Annotated in this window: 23 protein-coding genes, 1 tRNA gene and 2 pseudogenes; 11 read left to right on the forward strand and 15 right to left on the reverse strand. The window is 61.4% G+C overall.

The genetic code is table 11. The features are described from left to right. The first annotated feature begins 3 nt into the window (after positions 1 to 3). From ctaD to ACFFNA_RS23980, 5 genes are read left to right on the forward strand one after another with little or no spacing between them, the layout of a single operon-like run. Positions 4 to 1,773: a cytochrome c oxidase subunit I gene (gene ctaD, locus ACFFNA_RS23960; protein WP_378922103.1), complete on the forward strand. Its 1,770-nt coding sequence runs from the start codon at positions 4 to 6 to the stop codon at positions 1,771 to 1,773. Further along, complete coding sequence (locus ACFFNA_RS23965) at positions 1,770 to 2,474, forward strand: cytochrome c oxidase subunit 3 (RefSeq protein WP_378922105.1); 705 nt, start codon at positions 1,770 to 1,772, stop codon at positions 2,472 to 2,474. The genes ctaD and ACFFNA_RS23965 overlap by 4 nt, the downstream gene beginning before the upstream one ends. Positions 2,475 to 2,487: 13 nt before the next feature. Further along, a complete protein-coding gene (locus tag ACFFNA_RS23970) occupies positions 2,488 to 3,207 on the forward strand; it encodes a heme-copper oxidase subunit III family protein (protein WP_111547360.1) in 720 nt (239 codons plus the stop codon). Between the two features lie 9 nt (positions 3,208 to 3,216). Next, positions 3,217 to 3,618 (forward strand): cytochrome C oxidase subunit IV family protein, encoded by a 402-nt coding sequence (locus ACFFNA_RS23975; RefSeq protein ID WP_111547361.1) that lies wholly within the window; start codon positions 3,217 to 3,219, stop codon positions 3,616 to 3,618. A 43-nt stretch (positions 3,619 to 3,661) separates the two neighbouring features. Further along, on the forward strand, positions 3,662 to 4,135 hold the full coding sequence (locus tag ACFFNA_RS23980) for an aminoacyl-tRNA deacylase (RefSeq protein ID WP_378922108.1): 474 nt from the start codon (positions 3,662 to 3,664) through the stop codon (positions 4,133 to 4,135). A 55-nt stretch (positions 4,136 to 4,190) separates the two neighbouring features. On the opposite strand, the gene ACFFNA_RS23985 is transcribed toward ACFFNA_RS23980, so the two are convergent. From ACFFNA_RS23985 to tig, 5 genes are all read right to left on the reverse strand, one after another. Continuing rightward, positions 4,191 to 5,003 carry a DUF2189 domain-containing protein gene (locus ACFFNA_RS23985; protein WP_111547636.1) on the reverse strand — a complete coding sequence of 271 codons (813 nt, stop codon included), beginning with the start codon at positions 5,001 to 5,003 and terminating at the stop codon, positions 4,191 to 4,193. A 378-nt stretch (positions 5,004 to 5,381) separates the two neighbouring features. After that, on the reverse strand, positions 5,382 to 6,317 hold the full coding sequence (locus tag ACFFNA_RS23990; protein WP_378922110.1) for a heme o synthase: 936 nt from the start codon (positions 6,315 to 6,317) through the stop codon (positions 5,382 to 5,384). 150 nt (positions 6,318 to 6,467) lie between these two features. Beyond that, entirely contained in the window at positions 6,468 to 6,848 is a 381-nt protein-coding gene (locus ACFFNA_RS23995; protein ID WP_111547364.1) for a c-type cytochrome, read from the reverse strand. A gap of 193 nt (positions 6,849 to 7,041) precedes the next feature. Further along, positions 7,042 to 7,563, reverse strand: a complete 522-nt coding sequence (locus ACFFNA_RS24000) for a hypothetical protein (RefSeq protein WP_378922112.1) — start codon at positions 7,561 to 7,563, stop codon at positions 7,042 to 7,044. A 164-nt stretch (positions 7,564 to 7,727) separates the two neighbouring features. Continuing rightward, positions 7,728 to 9,203: a trigger factor gene (gene tig, locus ACFFNA_RS24005; RefSeq protein WP_378922114.1), complete on the reverse strand. Its 1,476-nt coding sequence runs from the start codon at positions 9,201 to 9,203 to the stop codon at positions 7,728 to 7,730. Between the two features lie 339 nt (positions 9,204 to 9,542). Here tig and ACFFNA_RS24010 point away from each other — a divergent pair. Continuing rightward, positions 9,543 to 9,627: transfer RNA gene (locus ACFFNA_RS24010), tRNA-Leu, on the forward strand. 36 nt (positions 9,628 to 9,663) lie between these two features. On the opposite strand, the gene ACFFNA_RS24015 is transcribed toward ACFFNA_RS24010, so the two are convergent. The 3 genes from ACFFNA_RS24015 to ACFFNA_RS24025 are packed head-to-tail and all read right to left on the reverse strand — an operon-like array spanning position 9,664 to position 12,865. Next, positions 9,664 to 11,112, reverse strand: a complete 1,449-nt coding sequence (locus ACFFNA_RS24015) for an aromatic amino acid lyase (RefSeq protein ID WP_378922116.1) — start codon at positions 11,110 to 11,112, stop codon at positions 9,664 to 9,666. A 53-nt stretch (positions 11,113 to 11,165) separates the two neighbouring features. Next, entirely contained in the window at positions 11,166 to 11,750 is a 585-nt protein-coding gene (locus ACFFNA_RS24020) for a GDYXXLXY domain-containing protein (RefSeq protein WP_378922118.1), read from the reverse strand. Beyond that, a complete protein-coding gene (locus ACFFNA_RS24025) occupies positions 11,747 to 12,865 on the reverse strand; it encodes a DUF2157 domain-containing protein (protein ID WP_111547368.1) in 1,119 nt (372 codons plus the stop codon). Before ACFFNA_RS24025 ends, ACFFNA_RS24020 begins: the two co-directional genes overlap by 4 nt. 237 nt (positions 12,866 to 13,102) lie before the next feature. Here ACFFNA_RS24025 and ACFFNA_RS24030 point away from each other — a divergent pair, with 237 nt between their 5' ends. The 4 genes from ACFFNA_RS24030 to ACFFNA_RS24045 all read left to right on the forward strand — a co-directional run bounded on the left by ACFFNA_RS24030 (position 13,103) and on the right by ACFFNA_RS24045 (position 15,605). Beyond that, the gene (locus tag ACFFNA_RS24030; RefSeq protein ID WP_013531315.1) at positions 13,103 to 13,243 is read left to right on the forward strand and encodes a DUF1127 domain-containing protein; all 141 of its coding nucleotides are present in this window, start codon (positions 13,103 to 13,105) and stop codon (positions 13,241 to 13,243) included. 48 nt (positions 13,244 to 13,291) lie between these two features. After that, positions 13,292 to 13,432 (forward strand): DUF1127 domain-containing protein, encoded by a 141-nt coding sequence (locus ACFFNA_RS24035; RefSeq protein ID WP_013895120.1) that lies wholly within the window; start codon positions 13,292 to 13,294, stop codon positions 13,430 to 13,432. A 374-nt stretch (positions 13,433 to 13,806) separates the two neighbouring features. After that, the gene (gene trmFO / locus ACFFNA_RS24040) at positions 13,807 to 15,219 is read left to right on the forward strand and encodes a methylenetetrahydrofolate--tRNA-(uracil(54)-C(5))-methyltransferase (FADH(2)-oxidizing) TrmFO (RefSeq protein WP_378922122.1); all 1,413 of its coding nucleotides are present in this window, start codon (positions 13,807 to 13,809) and stop codon (positions 15,217 to 15,219) included. Positions 15,220 to 15,296: 77 nt separating this feature from the next. Next, complete coding sequence (locus ACFFNA_RS24045; RefSeq protein WP_111547370.1) at positions 15,297 to 15,605, forward strand: type II toxin-antitoxin system ParD family antitoxin; 309 nt, start codon at positions 15,297 to 15,299, stop codon at positions 15,603 to 15,605. 8 nt (positions 15,606 to 15,613) lie between these two features. Here the strand turns inward: ACFFNA_RS24045 and ACFFNA_RS24050 are convergent. The 6 genes and pseudogenes from ACFFNA_RS24050 to yajC all read right to left on the reverse strand — a co-directional run bounded on the left by ACFFNA_RS24050 (position 15,614) and on the right by yajC (position 21,289). Next, a pseudogene (locus ACFFNA_RS24050) lies at positions 15,614 to 16,563 on the reverse strand (sterol desaturase family protein). Beyond that, positions 16,563 to 16,997 carry a hypothetical protein gene (locus ACFFNA_RS24055; protein WP_378922125.1) on the reverse strand — a complete coding sequence of 145 codons (435 nt, stop codon included), beginning with the start codon at positions 16,995 to 16,997 and terminating at the stop codon, positions 16,563 to 16,565. Before ACFFNA_RS24055 ends, ACFFNA_RS24050 begins: the two are co-directional and overlap by 1 nt. 81 nt (positions 16,998 to 17,078) lie before the next feature. Next, positions 17,079 to 17,921 (reverse strand): phytoene/squalene synthase family protein, encoded by an 843-nt coding sequence (locus tag ACFFNA_RS24060; protein WP_378922127.1) that lies wholly within the window; start codon positions 17,919 to 17,921, stop codon positions 17,079 to 17,081. A gap of 1 nt (position 17,922) precedes the next feature. Next, positions 17,923 to 18,315, reverse strand: coding sequence for an Mth938-like domain-containing protein (locus ACFFNA_RS24065; protein WP_111547372.1), 393 nt, complete (start codon positions 18,313 to 18,315; stop codon positions 17,923 to 17,925). Positions 18,316 to 18,343: 28 nt separating this feature from the next. Next, positions 18,344 to 20,896: a protein translocase subunit SecDF gene (gene secDF / locus ACFFNA_RS24070; RefSeq protein ID WP_378922129.1), complete on the reverse strand. Its 2,553-nt coding sequence runs from the start codon at positions 20,894 to 20,896 to the stop codon at positions 18,344 to 18,346. A 51-nt stretch (positions 20,897 to 20,947) separates the two neighbouring features. Continuing rightward, positions 20,948 to 21,289 carry a preprotein translocase subunit YajC gene (gene yajC / locus ACFFNA_RS24075; RefSeq protein WP_010909882.1) on the reverse strand — a complete coding sequence of 114 codons (342 nt, stop codon included), beginning with the start codon at positions 21,287 to 21,289 and terminating at the stop codon, positions 20,948 to 20,950. A 282-nt stretch (positions 21,290 to 21,571) separates the two neighbouring features. Between yajC and ACFFNA_RS24080 the strand changes: the two genes are divergently transcribed. After that, positions 21,572 to 22,447: an ATP-binding protein gene (locus tag ACFFNA_RS24080; protein ID WP_378922132.1), complete on the forward strand. Its 876-nt coding sequence runs from the start codon at positions 21,572 to 21,574 to the stop codon at positions 22,445 to 22,447. A gap of 50 nt (positions 22,448 to 22,497) precedes the next feature. Here ACFFNA_RS24080 and fusA read toward each other — a convergent pair. After that, positions 22,498 to 23,022: pseudogene (gene fusA / locus ACFFNA_RS24085) on the reverse strand (elongation factor G); the annotation flags it as partial.

The following is a 23,022-nucleotide window of genomic DNA, read 5'->3' on the forward strand; positions in this document are numbered from 1 at the left end:
CCTATGGTCGACATCACGCCTGCAGATGGCATCCCGCCGGCCGAAGTCGCGGAAGTCGAACTGTACCATCCGCACAGTTGGTGGACGAAGTACGTCTTCTCGCAGGACGCCAAGGTCATCGCCATACAGTATTCGGCGACGGCGACGGGAATAGGCCTGGTCGCCCTGGTGCTGTCCTGGCTGATGCGGCTGCAGCTCGGCTTCCCCGGTACGTTCGACTTCATCACACCGGAAGCCTACTACCAGTTCATCACCATGCACGGCATGATCATGGTGATCTACCTGCTCACCGCCCTCTTCCTCGGCGGCTTTGGCAACTATCTGATCCCATTGATGGTCGGCGCGCGTGACATGGTCTTTCCCTATGTCAACATGCTGAGCTACTGGATCTACCTGCTCGCCGTGCTGGTTCTGGTGTCGAGCTTCTTTGCGCCCGGCGGACCGACCGGGGCCGGCTGGACGCTCTACCCGCCACAAGCCATCATGAGCGGCACACCAGGCGGCCAGGACTGGGGCATCATCCTGATGCTCTCCTCGCTGATCCTGTTCATCATCGGCTTCACGATGGGCGGCCTGAACTATGTGGTGACTGTGCTGCAGGGCCGCACGCGCGGCATGACAATGATGCGCCTGCCGCTGACCGTCTGGGGCATCTTCACCGCGACCGTCATGGCGCTGCTCGCCTTCCCGGCGCTGTTCGTCGCTTGCGTGATGATGCTGCTCGACCGCGCCCTCGGCACCAGCTTCTTCATGCCGGCGATCTCCGAGATGGGCGAGCAACTGCAGCACAATGGCGGCAGTCCGATCCTGTTCCAGCACCTGTTCTGGTTCTTCGGCCATCCCGAGGTCTACATCGTGGCGCTGCCGGCGTTCGGCATCGTATCCGACCTGATCAGCACCCATGCACGCAAGAACATCTTCGGCTACCGCATGATGGTCTGGGCCATCGTCGGCATTGGCGCGCTGAGCTTCGTTGTCTGGGCGCACCACATGTATGTCAGCGGCATGGACCCCTATTTTGGCTTCTTCTTCGCCACCACGACGCTGATCATCGCCGTTCCGACCGCCATCAAGGTCTACAATTGGGTGCTGACCCTATGGCGTGGCGACATCCATCTCACCATACCCATGCTCTTTGCCCTGGCGTTCATCGTCACCTTTGTAAATGGCGGGCTGACCGGGTTGTTTCTCGGCAATGTCGTCGTCGATGTTCCGCTGTCCGACACGATGTTCGTCGTCGCCCACTTCCATATGGTCATGGGTGTCGCCCCGATCCTCGTGGTTTTTGGCGCGATCTACCACTGGTACCCGAAGGTCACCGGCCGGATGCTCAACGAGACGTTGGGCCGGTTCCATTTCTGGGTCACGTTCCTCGGCGCCTACCTGATTTTCTTCCCCATGCACTACCTCGGCCTGATGGGCGTGCCGCGGCGCTACGCTGAACTGACCGACATGACTATCATGACGGAGTCGGCCCACCATCTGAACTCGTTCATCAGCATCATGGCCTTCATCGTCGGCTTTGCCCAAATGGTGTTCCTGTTCAATCTGATCTGGAGCATCCGCCATGGTCGCGAGGCCGGCGGCAATCCGTGGCGGGCCACGACTCTCGAATGGCAGACGCCGCAAACACCGCCGGCCCACGGCAATTTTGGCAAGGATCTGCCGATCGTCTATCGCTGGGCCTATGATTATAGCGTACCGGGCGCCAAGGAGGATTTCATCCCGCAGAACATGCCGGGCTCCTTCGCCCCCTCGAGGGAGCCGGCATGAGCGTCATCCTGGTCTTCCTGCTCGTCATTGTCGGCTTTGCCGGTTGGTGGCTTTCGCACCAGCGACTGATGACCAAGCCATGGCTCGAACAAGGTGTGGCCGGCGATTTTGTCGGCCTCGACCGGTCGGCGCTGCCCACCGCCAAGATCGGCCTCGGCGTCTTCCTCGCCGTCGTCGGCTGCCTGTTTTCGCTGTTCACCAGCGCCTACTTCATGCGCATGGGCCTGTCAGACTGGCGGCCTCTGCCGCTGCCGCGCCTGCTCTGGCTGAACACGGGCGTGCTGGTCCTGAGCAGCATCGCGCTGCAATGCGCCGTGGTGGCGGCACGCAACGGTCAGATCGACATGGTCAGGCTTGGCCTTGCCACGGCCGGGCTCACGGCGCTTGCCTTCCTGATCGGACAGCTCATGGCATGGCGGCAGATGACCGAAGATGGCTATCTGCTAAGCTCTAATCCGGCCAACAGCTTTTTCTACCTGATCACTGGCATGCATGGCCTGCATATACTGGGCGGGCTGGTGGGCCTGGGCAGAACAACCGTCGGCGCATGGAACGGAGCACGACCCGAGCGGCTTTGCCTCGGCGTCGAACTGTGCGCCATGTACTGGCATTTCCTGCTCTTCGTCTGGCTCGCCATCTTTGCCCTGCTGGCCGGTTGGGCCGCTACGTTCATCGACATTTGCCGACAGTTGCTGACCTGAAGGGATCAAGCGGATGGCAGAGACACTGACGCATATCGGCAAGACGGAGCCACGGCCCTCAGGCTGGCAAGGCATTGCCGCCGACTGGTCCTCGGATCAGCGTGCGTTCAAGAACGTGTCCTGGGGCAAGGCCATGATGTGGATCTTCCTGCTCAGCGACACCTTCATCTTCGGCTGCTTTCTGCTCTCCTACATGACCGCGCGAATGTCGACACGCGTGCCGTGGCCCAATCCGAGCGAAGTCTTTGCGCTTCGCATCGGCGGCTCGGATATCCCGCTGATCCTGATTGCCATCATGACCTTCGTGCTGATCTCAAGCAGCGGAACGATGGCCATGGCGGTCAATTTCGGCTATCGCCGCGACCGCCGCAAGACGGCAATCCTCATGCTTCTGACCGCGGCACTCGGCGCGACGTTTGTCGGCATGCAGGCCTTCGAATGGACCAAGCTCATCACTGAAGGGGTACGGCCCTGGGGCAATCCCTGGGGCGCCGCACAATTCGGTTCGTCCTTCTTCATGATCACCGGTTTCCACGGCACTCATGTGACGATCGGGGTGATCTTCCTGATCATCGTGGCGCGAAAGGTCTGGCGCGGCGATTTCGACACCGGACGACGCGGCTTCTTCACCAGCCGGACGGGCCGTTACGAGAATGTCGAGATCATGGGGCTGTACTGGCACTTCGTCGACCTGGTCTGGGTGTTCATCTTCGCATTCTTCTATCTTTGGTGAGAGGCAGACATGGCAGAAGCAACCGCAAACGGCCTCGGACAACACGCGCTACACGCTAGTCATGCACATGAGGCGCCGGCGGCCGTCGCCCACGCCGACGAGCATCAGGAACATCCCATCAAGCTCTATCTGGTGGTCTGGGCTTGGCTGTTCATCCTCAGCACCTGCTCCTACCTGGTCGATTATTTCGGCCTGCAAGGCTATCTCAGATGGTCGCTGATCCTGATCTTCATGATCCTCAAGGCAGGGCTGATCGTCGCCGTCTTCATGCACATGGCCTGGGAGCGGCTGGCGCTGGCCTATGCGATCATCCTGCCGCCGATACTGGTGCTGGTGTTCACGACAATGATGGTCTTCGAAGCCGACTACACCCTTTTCACCAGGCTGGCGTTTTTCGGATCCGGGCACTGACGCGCAAACCCGTGCGTCGCTCACTCCGGCAAGGGAGGCCAAGATGACGATCGCAACGAGACTGAAGGACTTCATCGACGGCAAGGGAATTTCCTATGACACCGTCGCTCATCATCGCACTTCAACAAGCCGGCAGTCGGCGATAGCCGCGCATGTGCCCGGCAGCATAATGGCGAAATCCGTGGTTGTTCACCACGAGCTCGGCTACACGCTGGCCGTGGTTCCCAGCACCCACAGGATCGAACTTGGCAGGTTGCAAGACGTTATGGACAAGCGTCTCGGGCTCGCCTCCGAAGACGAGGTGATTTTGCTCTTCGCTGATTGCGACACCGGCGCCATCCCGCCGATCGGCGCAGCCTATGATGTGCCGGTGATTGTCGATGAAAGCCTTGGCGATGCCGCCGACGTCTACTTCGAAGGCGGCGACCATAGAACGCTGGTGCATGTCAGCGGCAAGGATTTCCGAAACCTGACCATGGGTGCATACCAGGCCCGTTTCAGTCACCCGGCCTACTGACGGCTTCGATCAGACTTGCACCGGCATCCTCGCCGGTGCGGTGAGGCAGAATTCCTCAACTCGCCGGTCTGGCGGGCGACTCCACGACCTTGCGGTAGACATGCCAGGTGGCGTGACCGAGGATCGGCAACACGACGGCCAGCCCGGCGAACACCGGCAGCGAGCCGATGATCAGGGCTACGGCGACAATCAGTCCCCAGACAGCCATGGTGATCGGGTTCGCCAGCACCGCACGCACCGAGGTGTGGATGGCTTCGTAGGCGCCGACGTCGCGGTCGAGCAACAATGGGAAGGCGACGACCGTTGTGCACAACACCACCACGGCGAAGACGAAGCCGATGACGTGCCCCAGGATAATCAGCGTCCAGCCGCGTCCGGTGGCAAATATTTCATTGATGAAGCCGGATATCGATTCCGGCGGCGCCGGGCCGAAGAGAAACTGGTAAAATAGCTGAGCGGTCAAAAGCCAGGCGATGAAGATTGCAAACAGCATGATCCCGACCGCCGCGATGGCCGGCAGGGCCGGAGAATTCCTGACCTCTAAAGCGTGCCTCCAGGAGGTGTCGAGCCCGGCTTCCCGTCTGCGGCTGATTTCATAGAGGCCGATCGCCGCGAATGGACCGATCAGCGCAAAGCCGGACACCAGCGGAAACAACAATGGCAACGCATTGTTGCCCGACGTCCACGCGGCGAGAACGACGCCCACGAGCGGATAGATCAGGCAGAGAAAAACGATGTGCGACGGTTTGACCATGAAATCGTCGACGCCCCGCTTGAGCGCATCGAAAAGGTCGGAAACACCGATTTTTCGAATTTTGGTATGTTCCAGCGTCTCGCTGGCGCCTGCTATCACGTGAAAGCTTGCCATGACCATTCCCTCCAGACCAGGTCCGGTAAGGTCGCGGTTTCGCGGTGCTGTCGTTCTGCGTGACTGGCCACGCAAAACCGCGACCTGCACCGGAATCAGCATACTCTCTTGCCAGAGACTTGTCGCCCTTTGTCAGAAGAGCTCCGGCGTCTGGCTAGCTCTGGTGGTCTTTTTTCGATATTCTCCTGAGATCAAAGGTGAAGGTCATGGACGGAAGGACGCTTCTCATACTCGGCCTTGGCATAGTCGCTCTGCTGATCCTGGGATTCTGTGCAATACCATCGTGATGTTCGAGCCGATCCTGGTCTGCAACGTCTTCAATGCAGCAATTACAGACCGGCCGTCCCGGCCAGCAATCCGACAACAGCGGTCATGCCGTCAACCTCCGGTTGACGTGAACGCCCGCATTGCAATGGTGTCGGCAAGCAGTATGGCAAAGATCGCGAAAAGATAGAAAATCGAGAAGGCAAACAGTGCCTTTGCAGGCTTCATCTCCTTGTCTGGAACAACCAGAACCTTCCAGGCGTGCCAGATGAAACCCGCGCCCAATGCAGCCGAAACAATTCCATAGAACCCGCTCGCGAATCCGAACGCCCAGGGCAGCACGCCGATTGGCGCCAGGAGCAGTGAATAGGCGAATATCTGTTTTCTGGTCGAGGCCTGGCCGGCCACGTTCGGCATCATCGGGATGCCGGCAGCGGCGTAGTCGCCGACCTTGAACAGCGCGAGTGCCCAGAAATGCGGCGGCGTCCACAGAAAGATGATCAGAAACAGGATGAGGCTTTCAACGCCGATGGCGCCAGTTGCGGCCGCCCAGCCAATCATCGGAGGAAGGGCACCCGCCGCACCGCCGATGACGATGTTCTGCGGCGTCGAGCGCTTCAGCCACATCGTATAGATGACGACATAGAAGAAGATGGTGAAGGCCAGCAGCGATGCGGCGAGCCAGCCCACCAGCACGCCGAGTGTCATGACCGAAAGCGCGGAAAGCACGAGGCCGAAGCCGAGAGCTTCACCGGGCGTGACGCGGCCCGACGGAACCGGCCGCTTTGATGTGCGCGACATCAGCGCGTCGATGTCCGCGTCGTACCACATGTTGAGGGCCCCGGCCGCTCCTGCTCCAATCGCAATCGCACCGATTGCAATCACGGCGATGAACGGATTCATCGCGCCAGGCGCCGCCATCAGGCCGACGAAAGCAGTGAACACAGCAAGCGCCATGACCCTCGGCTTCAAAAGCGCGAAGAAATCACCCGCCGTCGCTTCCGAGAGGCGAATGCCGGTATCCTTGAGGCGGTTTTCCCTAGTCGACATCTCAGACCGATGGAAGCAGGCAACCTAGGCCATGATCCCGAAGTGAAGGCGCGCGAGCGAAAACTGAAACCCGGTTTTGCCCACGCTGCCCTTCGGTTCGGATAAGATCACGGTAAAACAAGAGGCTAGACGCATGGCGGAGGAGCCAGGTCACTTGGAGAACGTTTTCAAATAGGCAATGACGTTGGCCACGTCCGCATCGTTCTTGAGGCCGGGAAACGCCATCTTGGTCCCTTTGACCATGGCCTTGGGATCGTGAAGATAGGCCGTCAGTGTTGGTTCGTCCCATTTGACGCCGGATTTGCCAGCCGCAATCATGGCATCGGAATATTTGAAATCCGGATGCGTACCGGCGGTGCGGCCGATGACGCCGTGCAGCGATGGACCGATCTTGTTCTTATCCTCGTCTGCGATGTGGCAGACCTTGCATTTGGTGAAGACCTTCTCGCCAGCCGCAGTATCCTGAGCCTGCGATGGATTGGCGACGAAGCTTGCAAAAGACACGACGGCGAAAAACGCGACTAGGCGCATGACTTTCCTCCCTGATCGTCAAATGTGCCTGAGACGATCTGCGCATGCCGGTATCACCGGCAATGCGCCTTGCACGGCAGAACAGATTATCCGCTTCTCCCCCCAAATCGAATTGCGGCACCTGTATACCACTGAATCTGGCCGGCAGATAGAAGAAGTCGACTGTACAAAGGTTTAGGCGGTCCGCAGTGGCTCAAGGTACGTCGGTGTTGCAGCTGCCGGCAACCTGGTTGACCGCTTCACCGAACCCGGCGAGGTTGAAATCGGCCTCGCCGCGCCCCGACAGCAGCCCGAACCGCCAGGAAAGCCGGAGCCGGTTGGCTGCAACAAGCCGTTTGATGCCGTCGGCGCCGTCGCGCACCAGCATCCGGCCGCGCGTGCCGACCGACCAGCTTTCATCGAACTTGTTGCCCTGGTCGAGCGTGACCGACATGGTGATCTTGCGGCTGGCCGAGACGGCGTCGTTCAGTTGCAGCCATTCGGTCCAATGCGGTTCGCTGTTTGCCCGGCAGGCGATGGTCAGGACCGGGCTGTAGCTCAACGCGCCACCACCGGTGATCAACTTGTTGGTGGCATAAAGCGACGCCGTGACGAGGCCGTCTTCGGCCGTTTCGAACCGCCAATTGTCAAGCGTATCGGCTCGGGCAATGCCGCAGACCGAGACAAGGACCAGCGCCATTGCCGCAGCGTGTCCCACTTCGACGAACAGTCTCAACACGCCCTCCAACAACCCAAGCGGCTTGCGATAGAAACGCAGATAGTGATCAAAGTTTCGTATCGCTACTGGCCGTCGCTCGCGAAGCGTGCCGGCTGTTGCAGTTTCGCAACGAAAAAGGCCGCCTTGAGGGCGGCCTTTCCTGTTTCAACGAAATGCTCGTGTTATTCGGCGTCCTTGGCGGCCTTCTTTTTCGGCGCTGCCTTTTTCTTGGGCTCTTCCGCGTCGTCGGCCTTCTGGTCGTCAGCCTTCTTGGCAGCGGCTTTCTTCGCCGGCTTCGCCTTGACCGCGGTCTCGGCCTCCTCGTCGTCGGCCATCAGCTCTTCCTTGCTGACCTTGACGTCGGTGACCGAGATCTGGCCGAGCAGATGGTCGACCACCTTCTCCTCGAACATCGGCGCCCGCAGCGTGTTCAACGCTTCCGGGTTGCTGCGGTAGAACTCGAAGACTTCCTGCTGCTGGTTGCCCGGATAGCGGCGCACCTGCTCGAACAGGCCGCGCTGCAACTCCTCGTCCGATACCGTGACGCCGGCCTTCTCGCCGATTTCAGCCAGCACCAGGCCAAGACGCACGCGGCGCTCGGCAAGACGCAGATATTCGGCGCGTGCCTCTTCTTCCGTCGTCTCTTCGTCGGCGAAGGTGCGGCCGGCTGCTTCCAGGTCGCGATTGACCTGAGCCCAGATGTTGTTGAACTCGGCGTCGACGAGCTTCGACGGCGCCTCGAACGAGTAGGACGCGTCGAGCTGGTCGAGCAGCTGGCGCTTGACCTTCTGGCGCGTCATGGCGCCGAACTGGCTTTCGATCTGGCCACGCACGACGTCGCGCAGGCGCTCAAGCGACTCCAGCCCAAGGTTCTTGGCGGTCTCGTCGTTGATTTCCAGTTCGCCGGGCTGGGACACTTCCTTGACGGTGACGTCGAAGGTCGCTTCCTTGCCGGCAAGATGCGCCGCCTGGTAGTTTTCCGGGAAGGTTACGGTGACCTGCTTTTCGTCACCGGCCTTGGCGCCGACCAGCTGATCCTCGAAGCCGGGGATGAACTCCTTCGAACCCAGCACCAGCGGCTGATCGGTACCGGCGCCGCCATTGAAGGCCTCGCCGTCGATCTTGCCGACATAGTCGATGGTCACGCGGTCGCCAGTGGCGGCCTTGCCGGTTTTCGGCTCGTAGCTGCGTGCCGATTCGGCGACGCGCTGGACCTGCTCGTCGATCTCGGTGTCCGGCACGTCGAACACCTGGCGCGTCACCTTGATGTCGGAGAAATCCTTGATCTCGATCGTCGGAATAATCTCGTAGTTGAGACGGAATTCGAAGTCGGCGCCGCCGGCCAGGATCTTCTCGGCTTCCTTCTCGTCTTCGGTCATGATGACTTCGGGCTGCATGGCAGCTTTTTCGCCACGCCCGGTAATGATCGTGCGGGTCGAATCATTGAGGATTTCGTTGACCACTTCAGCCATGAACGACTTGCCGTAGACCTTGCGCAGGTGCTGCACCGGCACCTTGCCGGGACGGAAGCCGTTGATGCGGACCTTGTTCCTGGCGTCCGAAAGCCGCGCCATCAGCTTGGCTTCCATGTCACCGGCCGGCACGGTGATCTTGATCTCGCGCTTGAGACCGGAGTTGAGCGTTTCGGTGACCTGCATCGTAAAACCTTTGTTTTCACCAATGAGACTGCCACGGCCTCTGCCGTTCACAGCCTGCCGGTATAATCTTGCCGGGAATGGCTTTTGGTACGGAACCTGGCAATTTGACCGAAAATACGGCTCAAATTCTCCCAAACTGCGTTCCAAAATGTGAATAAGTTCTTGTTTTTCCTACTTCTTATCACATTTTGCAGAAGCGGATCGTCGCGTCCCGTCACATTCGACACGCCTTTTGTCACAGGCGGGGCTAATTTTCAACCATCTTCGCATTTCGGCGAACAACCAACATTTTGGCCCCGACATTGACAGAATGATGGCTACATGGGATTGCCGGTCCATGCGGATGTGGCGGAACTGGTAGACGCCCTGGATTTAGGTTCCAGTGCCGAAAGGCGTGGGGGTTCGAGTCCCTTCATCCGCACCAATTCACCGGCCACGACTTTCTTCCTGGCATCGGTGCCTACGCCTCGAACGCTCTCCCTGTGAACCACGCGGCCAGGTTCGCCAGTTCAGGTCCCAGCACGCGATCGTCGCCGACAGGCGGCACGATAGCTCTGATTTCATCGACGAAGACCTGAAGCGCTGGCGGCGGCGCGCGTTCGGTAACGTGCAGCGCCTGCGAGGCCATCATCGCCAGCATCGCCATTGCCGCATCGACGCAGCGGCCGGCGGTCGCCTCCTTGGTCCATGCGAAGAACGCCGTGGTGGCGACATCGTCCTGTCCGGCACCGGCTGATTCCGTTCCCGGAATGAAGGTACGCTGCGCGGCGAGCTTGGCCTGCTCGAGATAGCCTGTGATCGCCATCGGCACATAGCCGACACTGCCGTGGCCATCGCTGTCGGCCCAATGCCGCCCGGTCATCAAAAGATCGGGTAGCAGCGACACCTTGCCGTTCAGGAGCTTGGAGGCATGACGGTCGCAGAGAAGGCAGATATCGGCCCATATCGCCGCCAGATCGTCCAGTGCCGGTGTCGCCATGGCATTGTGATAGCCGCCGGTGCTGATGCAGCGGCCGAGCGGATGTGCATCGTCCGGCGGGATATAGACCGGATTGTCCGATATCGAGGCCAGCGACACGGTGGCCGCCCGCTCGGCAGACGACAGCGCACGATGCGCCTGGCCGAGAACGCGCGGCACGATCCGGTAGCTGACCGGCGCCTGATAGTTGCGCCGCCCGTCTCCGGCACCGACGAGAAATTCCCGCAACCCCTGGAGGGCCGCGGCTTCATGTTGATCACCCCAGAGCGTGTCAAGCGCCGCGTCATAGTGCTCGAGCGGGGCGCGAAACGCTTCGATCGACAGCGCGAACACCTTGTGCGCCATCCGGATGCGGCGGCGCGCCGCAAGCGCCGCGTCGGCCACCAAAGCGGCGGCGCAGGGCGAGCCGTTGATCAACGAGCCCCGTTCCTTGACTTCCAGATCGAAGCGCGCCGAAAGCTCGGCGAACAACGGATAAAGCGCCAGGATCTCGCCGGCGCCGCCCTGGCCGCAGGCCGGTACCGTTGGCATCGGGCCGCCGTCGAGCATCGCGGCAACAGCGAGCGCGATGCGTGGCGTGGTGGCTGCGTTGCCTTCGATGAAGTTCGTCAGTCGGGCAAGCGTGATCGCCCGGACCACCCGATCGGGCAATGGATCGCCGAACGAGGTCGCGGCGGCGAACGCCTTGATGCGCGCATGGCGATCCCGCTCGTCAAGTTCGAGCTTGCGGCTCGCCAGCTCCCCCATGGCAGTGGTTACGCCATAGATGACCGGCGGCGGGTCGGATTCGATGAGCTTCAGGAACGAGGCTCGGCATTCGGCGATGCGCTGCAAGGCCTTCTCGCCGATCTCCACGGTGTCCTTCTTCCAGGCGACGCGGAAAACGGTGTCGAGGTTGATGTCTTCACGCGTCGACAGGGTGATTGGCATGCTTCTTACCGGGCTGAGGGCTTCCGTCGACCATCACGGTCGACGTCATTGGTCTAATAAAGCGGTTCCTCGAACAGCGTCTTGTCGCCGTCCACCAGCGCCTTGATCTGCGCGGTGCCGTCGCCCGCAAGTGCGATGCGAATGCCGAACGGGCGCACCCGCATGTCGTTCTGGATCGCCATCCCCTCGCCTTCCGGCAGATAGAAGCGCTCGATGCCATAATCCGGCGCAATAGTCATGCCTTCGCTGCGAAGATCCCAGCCCTCGGCGACATGGCCTGATATGTCGGCCTCGTCGGCAGCGGCCGGCGTCGGCGCCTTGCCGAACCAGGCGGTGGTCGGCTGCCAATAGCCGTCGGCACCCTTCTTCAAGCGGACGACAATCGACGTGTCGTCGCTGGAGAGCTTGTCGGCCGGGACGTTGGCGATCATTTTCACCGGTATCCGCGAAATCCCATAGCCGAGGATAATGTAGTCGCCGCGCAGGAGATCGCGGGGATCGACGGGTTCGATCTTCAGCAGGACTTCCTTGCCGTTGCGCAGGATCGCTGCCCGGCCGGCGATGATCCAGCTCAGGAAACCTATCTGGACGAGCGCCAGCACCAGCGCCGATATGATCAGCCTCTTTCCGGTCATCATGCCGTGGCTCCCTTGGCGACTGGGCTCTTCATGCGTTTTTCGATGCGGATGATGACGATCGCAAGGATGCCGAGCAGCACCGCGGCGGCAAGGAAGAAGCCGGCCGTATCGAGCATCGATTGCAACGTCACCACATAGATGACGGCAAGTTCGAAAGCGAAGCCGGCATAGGCAAGCCAGCGCAACCCGCGGCTTTCCCGCCCTGCCAGCACGATTGCAGCGACGATGCCTGCCAACGCAATCACCGAAGCGATGGCGAATCCGCTGTTGTAGGTGCTTTCATCGGCCAGTTCGAACTGGACCATCGCCAGGCCGGTGAGGAAGCCGAGCAGCGCATGCAAGGGCAAGCGGCCGCCGAGCTGCACGATCTTGTCGACCGGCTCCGGCGCAAAGACGGAAGCCGCAAACAGCAGCGCTGAGACGATGACCAGGGGGATCGCCACCTGCAGTGTCGCGTGATCCATGGCAAACAGCACGAGGTAGAAGAGCAGCGACAGGATGATCAGGTGCCGCGCCGGCTGGCTGCGGGTCCAGAACGAGACGGCAAACAGCACGATCGCCATGACCACGAAGAGATGCGGAAATTCGCTGCGGCCGTAATAATCGAAGCCTTTGAGGAACAGCCAGGCATCGGCAATGCCGACCGCAGCCACGGTCAGCGGGTTCGAACGCAGGGCGACCGCCGCCAATGCCGTGCCCGCGCCCCAGGTGACCAAGGCGGACGCCTCGTCGCCGGAGAGATGATACATCTGCCCGATCAGCGCGATCGAGCCGCCGAAGGCCGCTGCGGCCACGATCCACAGCGCCTCGCCGATCGCCGCATGGTCGCGCGTCTTCAGCAGCGCACCGCCGACATAGCCGCCAAGGATGATGGCAAAGAGTGCCACGACCCGCGCCAGCCGCGGGATGGCGTCCCAGTTGGCAGCGACGAAAATCAGGATGGCGGCGCCGAACAGCAAGGCAGCCATCATCGCCAGGATAGAGCCGAAGCTGAGCGATTTGCGCTCGTTGGCCTCGACATCGCGCGTCAGGGAATCGGCGGTGGCGGCATCGATCAGGCCGGCCTGCCGCCAGCGCGCGATATCCGCCCTCACTCGTGACGAATAGCCCGCCATCACGCTTCTCCCCAGTTTGGTCTTTTTTTCAGCCGACCCGGTCAAACCGTTGGCGCAACGGCATTTTCCGATTCGGGTTTCTTTGTGTCAGGTCCGTGAACGCGCGTTAATGCTGCATTGCACAATTTGCATTGCTGCCATGCAGCCATAGCGCTTTTAAATCGATATAGGCCCGCCTATCTGTGGTTCGTACACAAAGACGGAATGATCCGAAAGAAAGACGAAACGAGAAATACCATGAACCTGATCCGCAACTACCGCAACTGGCGCCGCTACAGGGACACCGTGTCCGAGCTGAGCCGCCTGAGCAACCGTGAACTGACCGACCTCGGCATCAGCCGCAGCGACATTCCTTACGTCGCTCGCAAGGCGGTCTAATTCTTCGGACCGCAAATGGTCCGAACAAGTTTTGAAAAGAGAACGACAATGAACCTGATCCGCAACTATCGTAACTGGCGCGTTTATCGCGAGACGGTTACCGAGCTGGGTCGCCTTTCGAACCGCCAGCTGCATGATCTCGGTATCGTCCGCGACGAAATCAAGATCGTCGCTCGCCGGGCGATCTAAATAACAGAATTTCGCCAGGGTCGACCTCCTCCCCGACCCTGACGGATCCGGTCAACCTTCACCTCCTCCCGAGGGTTGACCACCAAAACGGCGCCCGCCGCACCTCCTCCCGCGGCGGGCGTTGTTTCCCAAAAGGGTTTCGCCCCTTTCAAAAATGGCGAAAGAGATTTCGTCAAAGCCGACCTCCTCCCCGGCGATGACGAATACGGTCGGCCTTCACCTCCTCCCGAGGGTCGACCCCAAAAACGACACCCGCCGGACCTCCTCCCCCGGCGGGTGTTGTTGTTTTCAGGGTTTGGTTGCGCCCGCAGCCGTTTGCCCCGCGCCACGCACGGCAATTGCAATCACGGCTCCAAGCGATTATTCCGGCGCTCATGAGCAAAAATCCAATCCACATCATCGGCGGCGGCCTCGCCGGTTGCGAAGCCGCCTGGCAGGCAGCCGAGGCTGGCGTGCCCGTCATCCTGCATGAAATGCGGCCCGTCCGCGGCACCGATGCGCACAAGACCGACTGTCTGGCCGAACTGGTCTGCTCGAATTCCTTCCGCTCCGACGACGCCGAAAACAACGCCGTCGGCCTGTTGCATGCCGAAATGCGGCTGGCCGGCTCATTGATCATGAGCGCCGGCGACGCCAACCAGGTGCCGGCCGGCGGCGCGCTTGCCGTCGATCGCGACGGATTTTCCGACGCGGTGACGAAAAGGCTCGAAGCGCATCCGCGGATCGCCATCCAGCGCGAGGAAGTGCCGGGCTTGCCGCCGGCGGACTGGGATCAGGCGATCATCGCCACGGGCCCGCTGACCGCACCTTCGCTTGCCCAGTCGATCGCGGAGGCGACCGGCGCCGATGCGCTGGCCTTCTTCGACGCCATCGCGCCGATCGTCCATTTCGACACGATCGATATGGACACCTGCTGGTTCCAGTCGCGCTATGACAAGGTCGGGCCCGGCGGCACCGGCAAGGACTACATCAATTGCCCGATGGACAAGGAGCAATATCTCGCCTTCGTGCAGGCGCTGGTCGACGGCCAGAAAACCGAATTCAAACAATGGGAAGGCACGCCCTATTTCGACGGCTGCCTGCCGATCGAGATCATGGCCGAACGCGGCGTCGAGACGCTGCGCTACGGGCCGATGAAGCCGATGGGGCTGACCAATGCGCACAATCCGACGGTGAAGGCCTATGCCGTCGTCCAGCTGCGGCAGGACAACGCGCTGGGCACGCTCTACAACATGGTCGGCTTTCAGACCAAGCTGAAGCATGCCGAGCAGGTGCGCGTGTTCCGCACCATTCCGGGCCTCGAAAACGCCGACTTCGCCCGCCTCGGCGGCCTGCATCGCAACACCTACATCAACTCGCCGACCTTGCTCGACGCCTCGCTGCAGCTGAAGTCGCGCCCCGGCCTGCGTTTTGCCGGCCAGATCACCGGCTGCGAGGGTTATGTCGAAAGCGCTGCGATCGGCCTGCTCGCCGGGCGCTTCGCCGCCGCCGAAAGGCTCGGCCATGCACCATCCCTGCCACCGCTCACCACAGCCTTCGGCGCCCTGCTCAATCACATCACCGGCGGCCACATCGTGTCCGATGACGAACCGGGAAAACGCTCCTTCCAGCCGATGAATGTCAATTTCGGCCTGTTCCCGCCGATGGAAGCGCCGAAAATCGAAGGCAAGCGCCTGCGCGGCAAGGACAAGACCGTCGCCAAGCGACAAGGGATAACCGCACGTGCACGCGCCGACTGCCGGCAATGGCTGGGATTGGCGGCGCAAACGGCCGAAGCAGCGGAATAAACAATCTTTCCGTCCCTGGTTGGACCTCAGGTATAAAGTAGGATAGTATCCCACTTCAGCCTGAGAGAGACACAGTCATGGAATCCGCCGAGAAACTGTCCGTCACCGTCACGCCTGCCATGGCGCGTATGATCCGCGAGAAAGTCGAGGACGGCTCCTTCGGATCGGCCAGTGAAGTCATCCGCGCCGCGCTTCGCGCTTTCCAGCGCGAAGAGGAAGAGCACGCCGAGCGCATGGCATCGATTAGGGCGCGAGTGAAGGCGTCGATCGAGGACACGAGGCCAAACCTTTCAATGGAAGAAGTTGATACCCGGCTACGGGAACTCATCGCCCAGAGGTCAAGCGCAAGTGGTTCTCCAACTGGCGGTTCGAGCGAGCCAACCTGACGACAAGGCTACTCCGCTGGCTCGGCACTCGCCGCCGGCAGCCCAGGCTTGCCGGCCTCGTCAGGATTTCTCCTGACATAGGCAGCTTTCAGGCTCTCCGAGGTTTCGCGCGAGCCGTCGTGACTCCAGCCCGGCGGCTTGATCAGGTAGTTCAGACGATCGCTCAAGGTCAGCCCCGGTGCAAAGGCATCGCTGAACATGCCGATCCATTCGTGGAACGCCACTTTCAGTGGATTGAAGGTGCCGAGATTCCTGACGATGCCGTAGCGCGGCCGGTCCTCTTCCAGCTCCTCGACGAAGGTGCCGAACATGCGATCCCAGATGATCAGCGTGCCGGCATAATTGGCGTCGAGATAGCGCGGGTTGGTGGCGTGATGGACGCGGTGGTGTGACGGCGTGTTGAAGACGAATTCGAACCAGCCCCACATCTTGCCGATCGTCTCGGTGTGGATCCAGAACTGCCAGACCAGATTGAAGCCGAAGGTGAAGGCAATGACCGCCGGATGGAAGCCGAGCAGCACCAGCGGCGCCTGCAGCACGAACATGAAGGTGAACAGGCCGGTCCAGCTTTGTCTCAGCGCTGTCGACAGATTGTAGTGCTGGCTGGAATGGTGGTTGACATGTTCGGCCCACACCCAGCGCACCCTGTGCGCGATGCGGTGATAGACATAGTAGCGCAGGTCATCGAGCAGGAAGGCGGCCAGGAACACCCAGACCGACAGGCCGAGATTGAAGACGCGGAACTGCCACAGCCACAGCAGCGCCCAGTAGGACACCACGCCCAGCAGCAACCCGGCGATGACATTGCCAGTGCGATCATCAAGCTGGTCAGCGTGTCGCGCGTCTCGAACGAGCCCTTGGCGCGGCCGCTGCGCACCAGCCAGAGCTCGATCAGGATCGCGGCAACGAAGAACGGGATGGCAAGCTGGGTGACCTGCGGAAAGTTGTAGCTGTCCATCACGCCGCCTCCCCAGTGGAATTTGAACGGTGCGGCTCAAGCGCGTTCAGCAAGCCTTGCGCATCTGTTGAGCTGGCAAAGTAGAAGCGGCCGCCCTTCCAAGTGAAATCGGCAAGCTGAAACGAGACCGTGTTTGCGTCGCCGGCAGTCAAAGCCGTGACGTCCCGAGGCGTGACGATGCGGGTCAAAAAACAGCCGCCGATACTGTGAACGATCCCGATGCGCCCTCGCCCGAGATCGAGGAACGCCGTCCTGGCATCCGCCGTCAGGCGCACCATCGTCGCCATTTCATCAGGAAAATCCTCGGCGAAACGGCTCTGCGCCTGACCTGCGCTAGTAAGCGTGGACGTCTTGCTGCCACCGGTGAAATGCACCGCGGCAACCGACAGCGCAATGCCAAGGGCGACGATCGCGACCAGCAAAGGCAAGCTCATGGATGGGTATCTCCTCCGGCCGGTCTGTTGTCTATGGCAACAGTTTTGGCTCGGAGACTCCTAGCATGATTGACGTTTACGTCAAAGTGCCGGCCAGCCCTTGCTCGCGCGACGCAGCAGCAGCCAATGCCGGCGCAAGGCCGACAGCCGCGCCACACCATCGAGCGGCGAGCCACTTTCCATTTTCGTGAGATAGGCACGCGACAGGGTCAGCGGCAGGAATGCCGGATACAACGAGACCGGCAAAGCCGATGCGCCTTGTTCGAAGGCTGAAAGATGATCCCGCGCCAGCGCGATCATTGCCGCCATCGCGCGTTTGGCGCCAGGACCGCCGTCGCCGGTGACGAACTCCTGCGGCGACGATCCGGCCGCGGCAAGGATATCGGCCGGGACAAAACACTGTCCGCGCTTGCGGTGCCGCGGCAGCAGAAGCAGCAGGCCGGTCACCGCCTGTGCGCAGCCTGCCCTGCCCGAAAGCTCGGCAAAACGCGACGCCTCGACGGGATCGAGCACCATCGCCGCAAGCTGGATGAGTGCGGCAGCCGTTTCGCCGCAATAGCCTTCCAGATCGGTGCGCGACGGCATCGGATCATCGTAGAGGTCGAAAATGCGGGCTTCGAGCATGTTGTCGAGGGCCAGTTTCGGCAGATTGTACCTTGCTATCGTGGCATTCAACGCTTCGGCGACAGGATGGCCGGCGCCGGCCTCCCCGCCGGCGGCAATGACATCGCGCCACCATTGCAGCCGCACTTCGCCCGGCAGCGCTTCGTGGATGCGATCGCGAATGCCTGCGATCTCGGCATTGAAGGCGTAGAGCGAAAACAGCGCGTCGCGTTTGTCAGCCGGCGCGTAGAGCGCGGTGAGATAGCGGTCGTGGTCGGCGGCGCGCACCGTGTCCATGACGATTTTGGCATTCTCGGACATGTCAATCGACGGCGATGAGCGCGGCGGCCACGGCGCGGTCTTCCGCCAGCAGGACATTGTAGGTCCGCACCGCGGCACCCGTCGACATCGGGTCGGACGCAACGCCTGCCGCCTTCAGCGCGGCCCGCAGTGCTGCCGGCAATGGCCTGAGGTCCCTGCCCATGCCGACCAGAAGGATTTCGACCTTGTCGGCTTCGGCCAGCAGTCTGTCGAAATCGGCCACCGTCAGCGCCAGAGGATCCGCCGGCTCCCAGCCATGGATGCCGGATGGCAGGCAGAGCAGTGAGCCGCGATGCGACATGTCGGCGAAGCGGAACCCGCCATTGCCATAGGCCTCGATCGGCGCGCGGCCGGGGAAATGCGCCTCGCGGATGACGATGCCTTTGCCGGTCACCGTTCTGTCACCCCTTCGGGGCCGCGCTTCAGGTCGCGACCGTCTTGCCGCCGCCGACCGGCTTTTCCTCATCCGAGGTCGAGGCCTGCGGCCGCAACTTGAACAGGATGAGCAGCGGTGCCGCGATGAAGATCGACGAATACGTTCCGAACACGACGCCGAACAGCATGGCCATGGTGAACGAGCGGATCACCTCGCCGCCGAACAGCACCAGCGCCAGCAGCGCCAGGATTGTCGTCACCGAGGTCAGCGTCGTTCTCGACAGCGTCTCGTTGATGGCGTTGTTCAAGAGTTGCGGCAGCGGCATCCGCTTGTATTTTCGCAAATCCTCGCGAACGCGGTCATAGACGACGATCGTATCGTTCAGCGAATAGCCTATGATGGTCAGGATCGCCGCCAGCGAGGACTGGTTGAACTCAAGCCCGGTGATGACGAAGAAGCCAATGGTCATGACCACATCGTGCACCGTCGCAATGATGGCGCCGACGGCGAACTGCCATTCGAAGCGGAACCAGACATAGACCAGAATGCCGAGCAGCGCGATCACCATGGCGATCGTGCCTTGCTTGGCCAACTCCCCGGAAACCGTTGGCCCCACCACTTCGACGCGGCGGAAATCATAATTGTCCTGCAGTTCGCCGCGCACCTTGTCGATGACCGTCTGCTCGGCATTCTCGCCGCCATCCTGTGTACCGACGCGGATCAGCACATCGTTTGGCGCACCGAACTGCTGCACCTGGACCTCACCGATGTTGAGGTCCGAAAGTCGGCCTCTGATGTCGGCGATATCGGCGTTGCCACTTTTGGCCTGCACCTCGATCAGCGAACCGCCCTTGAAATCGATGCCGTAATTGATGCCGACGGTTGTGAACAGCACCACCGACAGGATCGAAAGTGCGCTCGAGAGCGTGAAAGTCCAGCGACGGATGCCCATGAAGGGAATCTTGGTGCCCGGCGGAACGAATGTGACCGGAGCACGCGGCAGTTCCTTCGGGCGCGCCCGACGCAGCCAGATCGACACCAGCATCCGGGTGAAGGTGAAAGCGGTGAAGACAGTCGTCAGGATGCCGATGGCGTAGGTGATGGCAAAGCCCTTGACCGGTCCCGTACCGAGATAGAACAGCACCACCGTGGCGATCAGCGAGGTGACGTTGGAATCGACGATGGTCGCCAGCGCCTTGGTGAAACCGGTGTCGATCGCCTGGATCACGGAGCGGCCGTTTCGTCGCTCCTCGCGGATACGTTCGTAGATCAGCACGTTGGAATCGACCGCCATGCCGATGGTCAGCACGATACCGGCGATACCCGGTAGGGTCAGCGTTGCGCCAAGCAGCGACAACAGCCCGACGATCATCGCCACGTGCACCGCCAGCGCGATGTTGGCGAGGAAGCCGAGGAAGCCGTAGGCAACGAACATGAAGGCCACGACGAGGATCGAGCCGATGATGCCGGCGACCTTGCCGGCATGGATGGAATCCTGGCCGAGCCCCGGACCAACGGTACGCTCTTCGATCACCGTCAGCGTCGCGGGCAATGCGCCGGCGCGCAGCAGCACGGCGAGGTCGTTGGCACTCTGGGCGGTGAAATTACCCGAGATCTGGCCGGTGCCGCCGAGGATCGGCTCGCGGATCTGCGGCGCCGAAATCACCTGATTGTCGAGGATGATGGCAAACAGCTTGCCGACATTCTGCGCAGTGGCTTGGCCGAAGCGCGCCGCACCTTTCGAATCGAAGCGGAACGAAACTACCGGCTCGTTGTTCTGCGAATTGTATGTCGCCTGGGCATCGACGAGATTTTCGCCCGAAACGATGACGCGGTTTTCGATCAGATAGGGAACCGGCGGATCGTCCTGCGAATACAGCACCGACGAACCGGCGGGCGGACGGCCGTTGAGCGCGTCCTGCACCGGCATCGACTGGTCGACCATCTGGAAGGTCAGCTTGGCGGTCTGGCCAAGGATCTCCTTCAGCCTTTGCGGGTCCTGCAGACCCGGCACCTGGACAAGGATACGGTCGTCGCCCTGCCGCTGCACAATGGGTTCAGTCGTGCCAAGCTCGTTGACGCGGCGCTCGACCACCTCGATCGACTGCGTCAATGCGGTCGATGTGCGGTATTTAATGCCAGCGTCGGTGACGTTGAACTTGAGCAGGCCGGGCTCGGAATCATCGAGCGTCATTTCCTGGATGGAGCCGCCGGTGAACAGGCCGGCAGCGACCGGATCGGTCAGCGGCTTCAGCGCTTTCTTGGCGGCATCGAGCTGGGCAGGATCGGTGATGCGGACCTGCAAGGTCCGCCCCGTGCCGGCAAGGCCGGTATAGCCGATCTTGGCGTCACGCAGCAGCGTGCGGATTTCGTCGCGCGTCGTCTCCAGCCGGTCCTTGATCAGGTCGTTCTGATTCATCTCCAGCAGGATGTGCGAGCCGCCCTGCAGGTCGAGGCCGAGCGTCATCTGCCGCTTCGGCACCCAGCTGGGGAGTTGCGCCAACGTGGAGGCGGGAATGAGATTGGGCGCGGCGAGGATCACTGTGATGGCCACTGCCACCCAGATCAGGATCATCTTGAAGCGCGAAAAATACAGCATATGGCGTCGTCCGTCAGAGCGTGTCCGCGGATCGCTCCGCCTGAAATTCGGTTATTTCTTGGCGTTCTGGTTCGCCACCGGCTCGCCCTTGACGCGCACATCGGCGATCGTCGAACGCAATGCGGTCACCTTGGTGCCACCGCCGAGGTCGATCTCGAGCTCATTGTCGTCGATCACCTTGGTCACCTTGCCGACGAAGCCGCCGCCAGTGACGACCGTGTCGCCGCGACGAACCGCGGCCAGCATCTCGCCGCGCTTCTTCAGCTGCGTGCGCTGCGGCCGGATGATCAGAAAATACATGATTACGAAAATCAGGACAAACGGCAAAATGCTGATGAACATATCGGGAGAGGCGCCGCCGATGCCTTGGGCGTATGCCGGTGTCACGAACATCGAGGTACTCCTGAATTTTGAAAACAGCCGCCAACCGTCCTGTGGAGTTTGGCGGCCCCTTGAAATTTGGCCGGAATATAGTCGGTAAAGTTGTCAATGCAACTGCGTGGCCGGCCAAATCGGCTGCTTTTCCGGCCTGTTGAGCCGTGTTAGAGCATGATCGCGAATAGCACGAGCTGGTTTTCGGAAAAGATCACGCTCGAACAAAAGGTTGCAACCGGTTTCGAACCCGACGGAATCGGCACGCTCCCCACTTCAGAACGCGAAAAACAAAAGACTGACATGACCGACAGCAGCATTGACGCCCTCAACAAGAAGCTCGACAGCCTGATCGAGGCGGTTAGCCGCCTCGCCCCACCGCCAGTGCCTGAAACGGACATCGGCGAGGCCGACTGCTTCGTCTGGCAGGCCGATCCGGGCTATCTGGAGCCGGTGCGCAAGGTCAACCGCGTCGACATCGGCCTGATCCGTGGCGTCGACCGCGTCCGCGACATCCTTGTCGACAACACCGAACGCTTCGCTGCCGGCTATGCGGCCAACAACGTGTTGTTGTGGGGCGCGCGCGGCATGGGCAAATCGTCGCTGGTCAAGGCCGTGCATGCGGAGATCAATGCCAAGGCCAAGTCCGACCTGCCGCTGAAGCTGATCGAAATCCACCGCGAGGACATCGACACGCTGCCGAAACTGATGGGCCTGCTCAAGGCAGCCCCCTTCCGCTTCATCCTGTTTTGCGACGACCTCTCCTTCGACCACGACGACACCTCCTACAAGTCGCTGAAGGCAGCGCTCGAAGGCGGCGTCGAGGGCCGCCCGGCCAATGTCATCTTCTATGCTACCTCGAACCGGCGTCATCTGTTGCCGCGCGACATGATCGACAATGAGCGCTCGACCGCCATCAACCCGTCCGAGGCGGTCGAGGAAAAGGTCTCGCTGTCCGACCGGTTCGGCCTGTGGCTCGGCTTCCACAAATGTTCGCAGGACGAATATCTCGACATGATCGACGGCTATATCAGCCATCACGACCTCGCCATCGACCCCGAGCAGCTGCGCGCCGAAGCGCTGGAATGGGCGACGACGCGCGGCAGCCGCTCTGGCCGCGTCGCCTGGCAGTTCACCCAGGACCTGGCTGGCCGTCTCGGCAAGCCGCTGAAGGACTAGGATCAAAGCTCAATCAGCTGGTCGCGGCAAATGGCTGTGGAAAGCGGAGTTTAGGCAATGGCCATGGCGGCCGACGGGTCGCGGTCGTCGGGCGGTAGCGGAACAGGGGCGTATCCGGCATAGCTGGCACTCAAGCGTGCCTGTCCTTTTGAATGCGAACGAAGTGCATCCTCCAGCTTGGACAGGTTCGCGAGCGGCACCGTCGCGTTGATGATGACGGTTAGGTCTCGGCTTTCCTGACCCCGGATCTGGCCACGACGGCTGTGCAGTTCGCCGATGACGCTGTCGACGTAGTCTTCCGGCGTCGCCACTTCGACCTTCATGATCGGCTCAAGCAACTGCACGCCGAGGCGCGGCGCGGCTTCGCGAACGCAGGCACGGCCGGCGATTTCGAAGGCCAGAACGCTGGAGTCAACATCGTGGTAAGCGCCGTCGATCAGCGTCGCGTTGACGCCGATCATCGGGAAGCCAGCGAACGGACCCGAGGTCATGACGCTGTTGATGCCCTTTTCGACGCCGGGGATGTATTCCTTCGGAACGGCACCGCCGACGATCTTGGTTTCGAACTCGAATTC

The organism is Mesorhizobium kowhaii, from assembly GCF_042431665.1.
Classification (GTDB): domain Bacteria; phylum Pseudomonadota; class Alphaproteobacteria; order Rhizobiales; family Rhizobiaceae; genus Mesorhizobium; species Mesorhizobium kowhaii.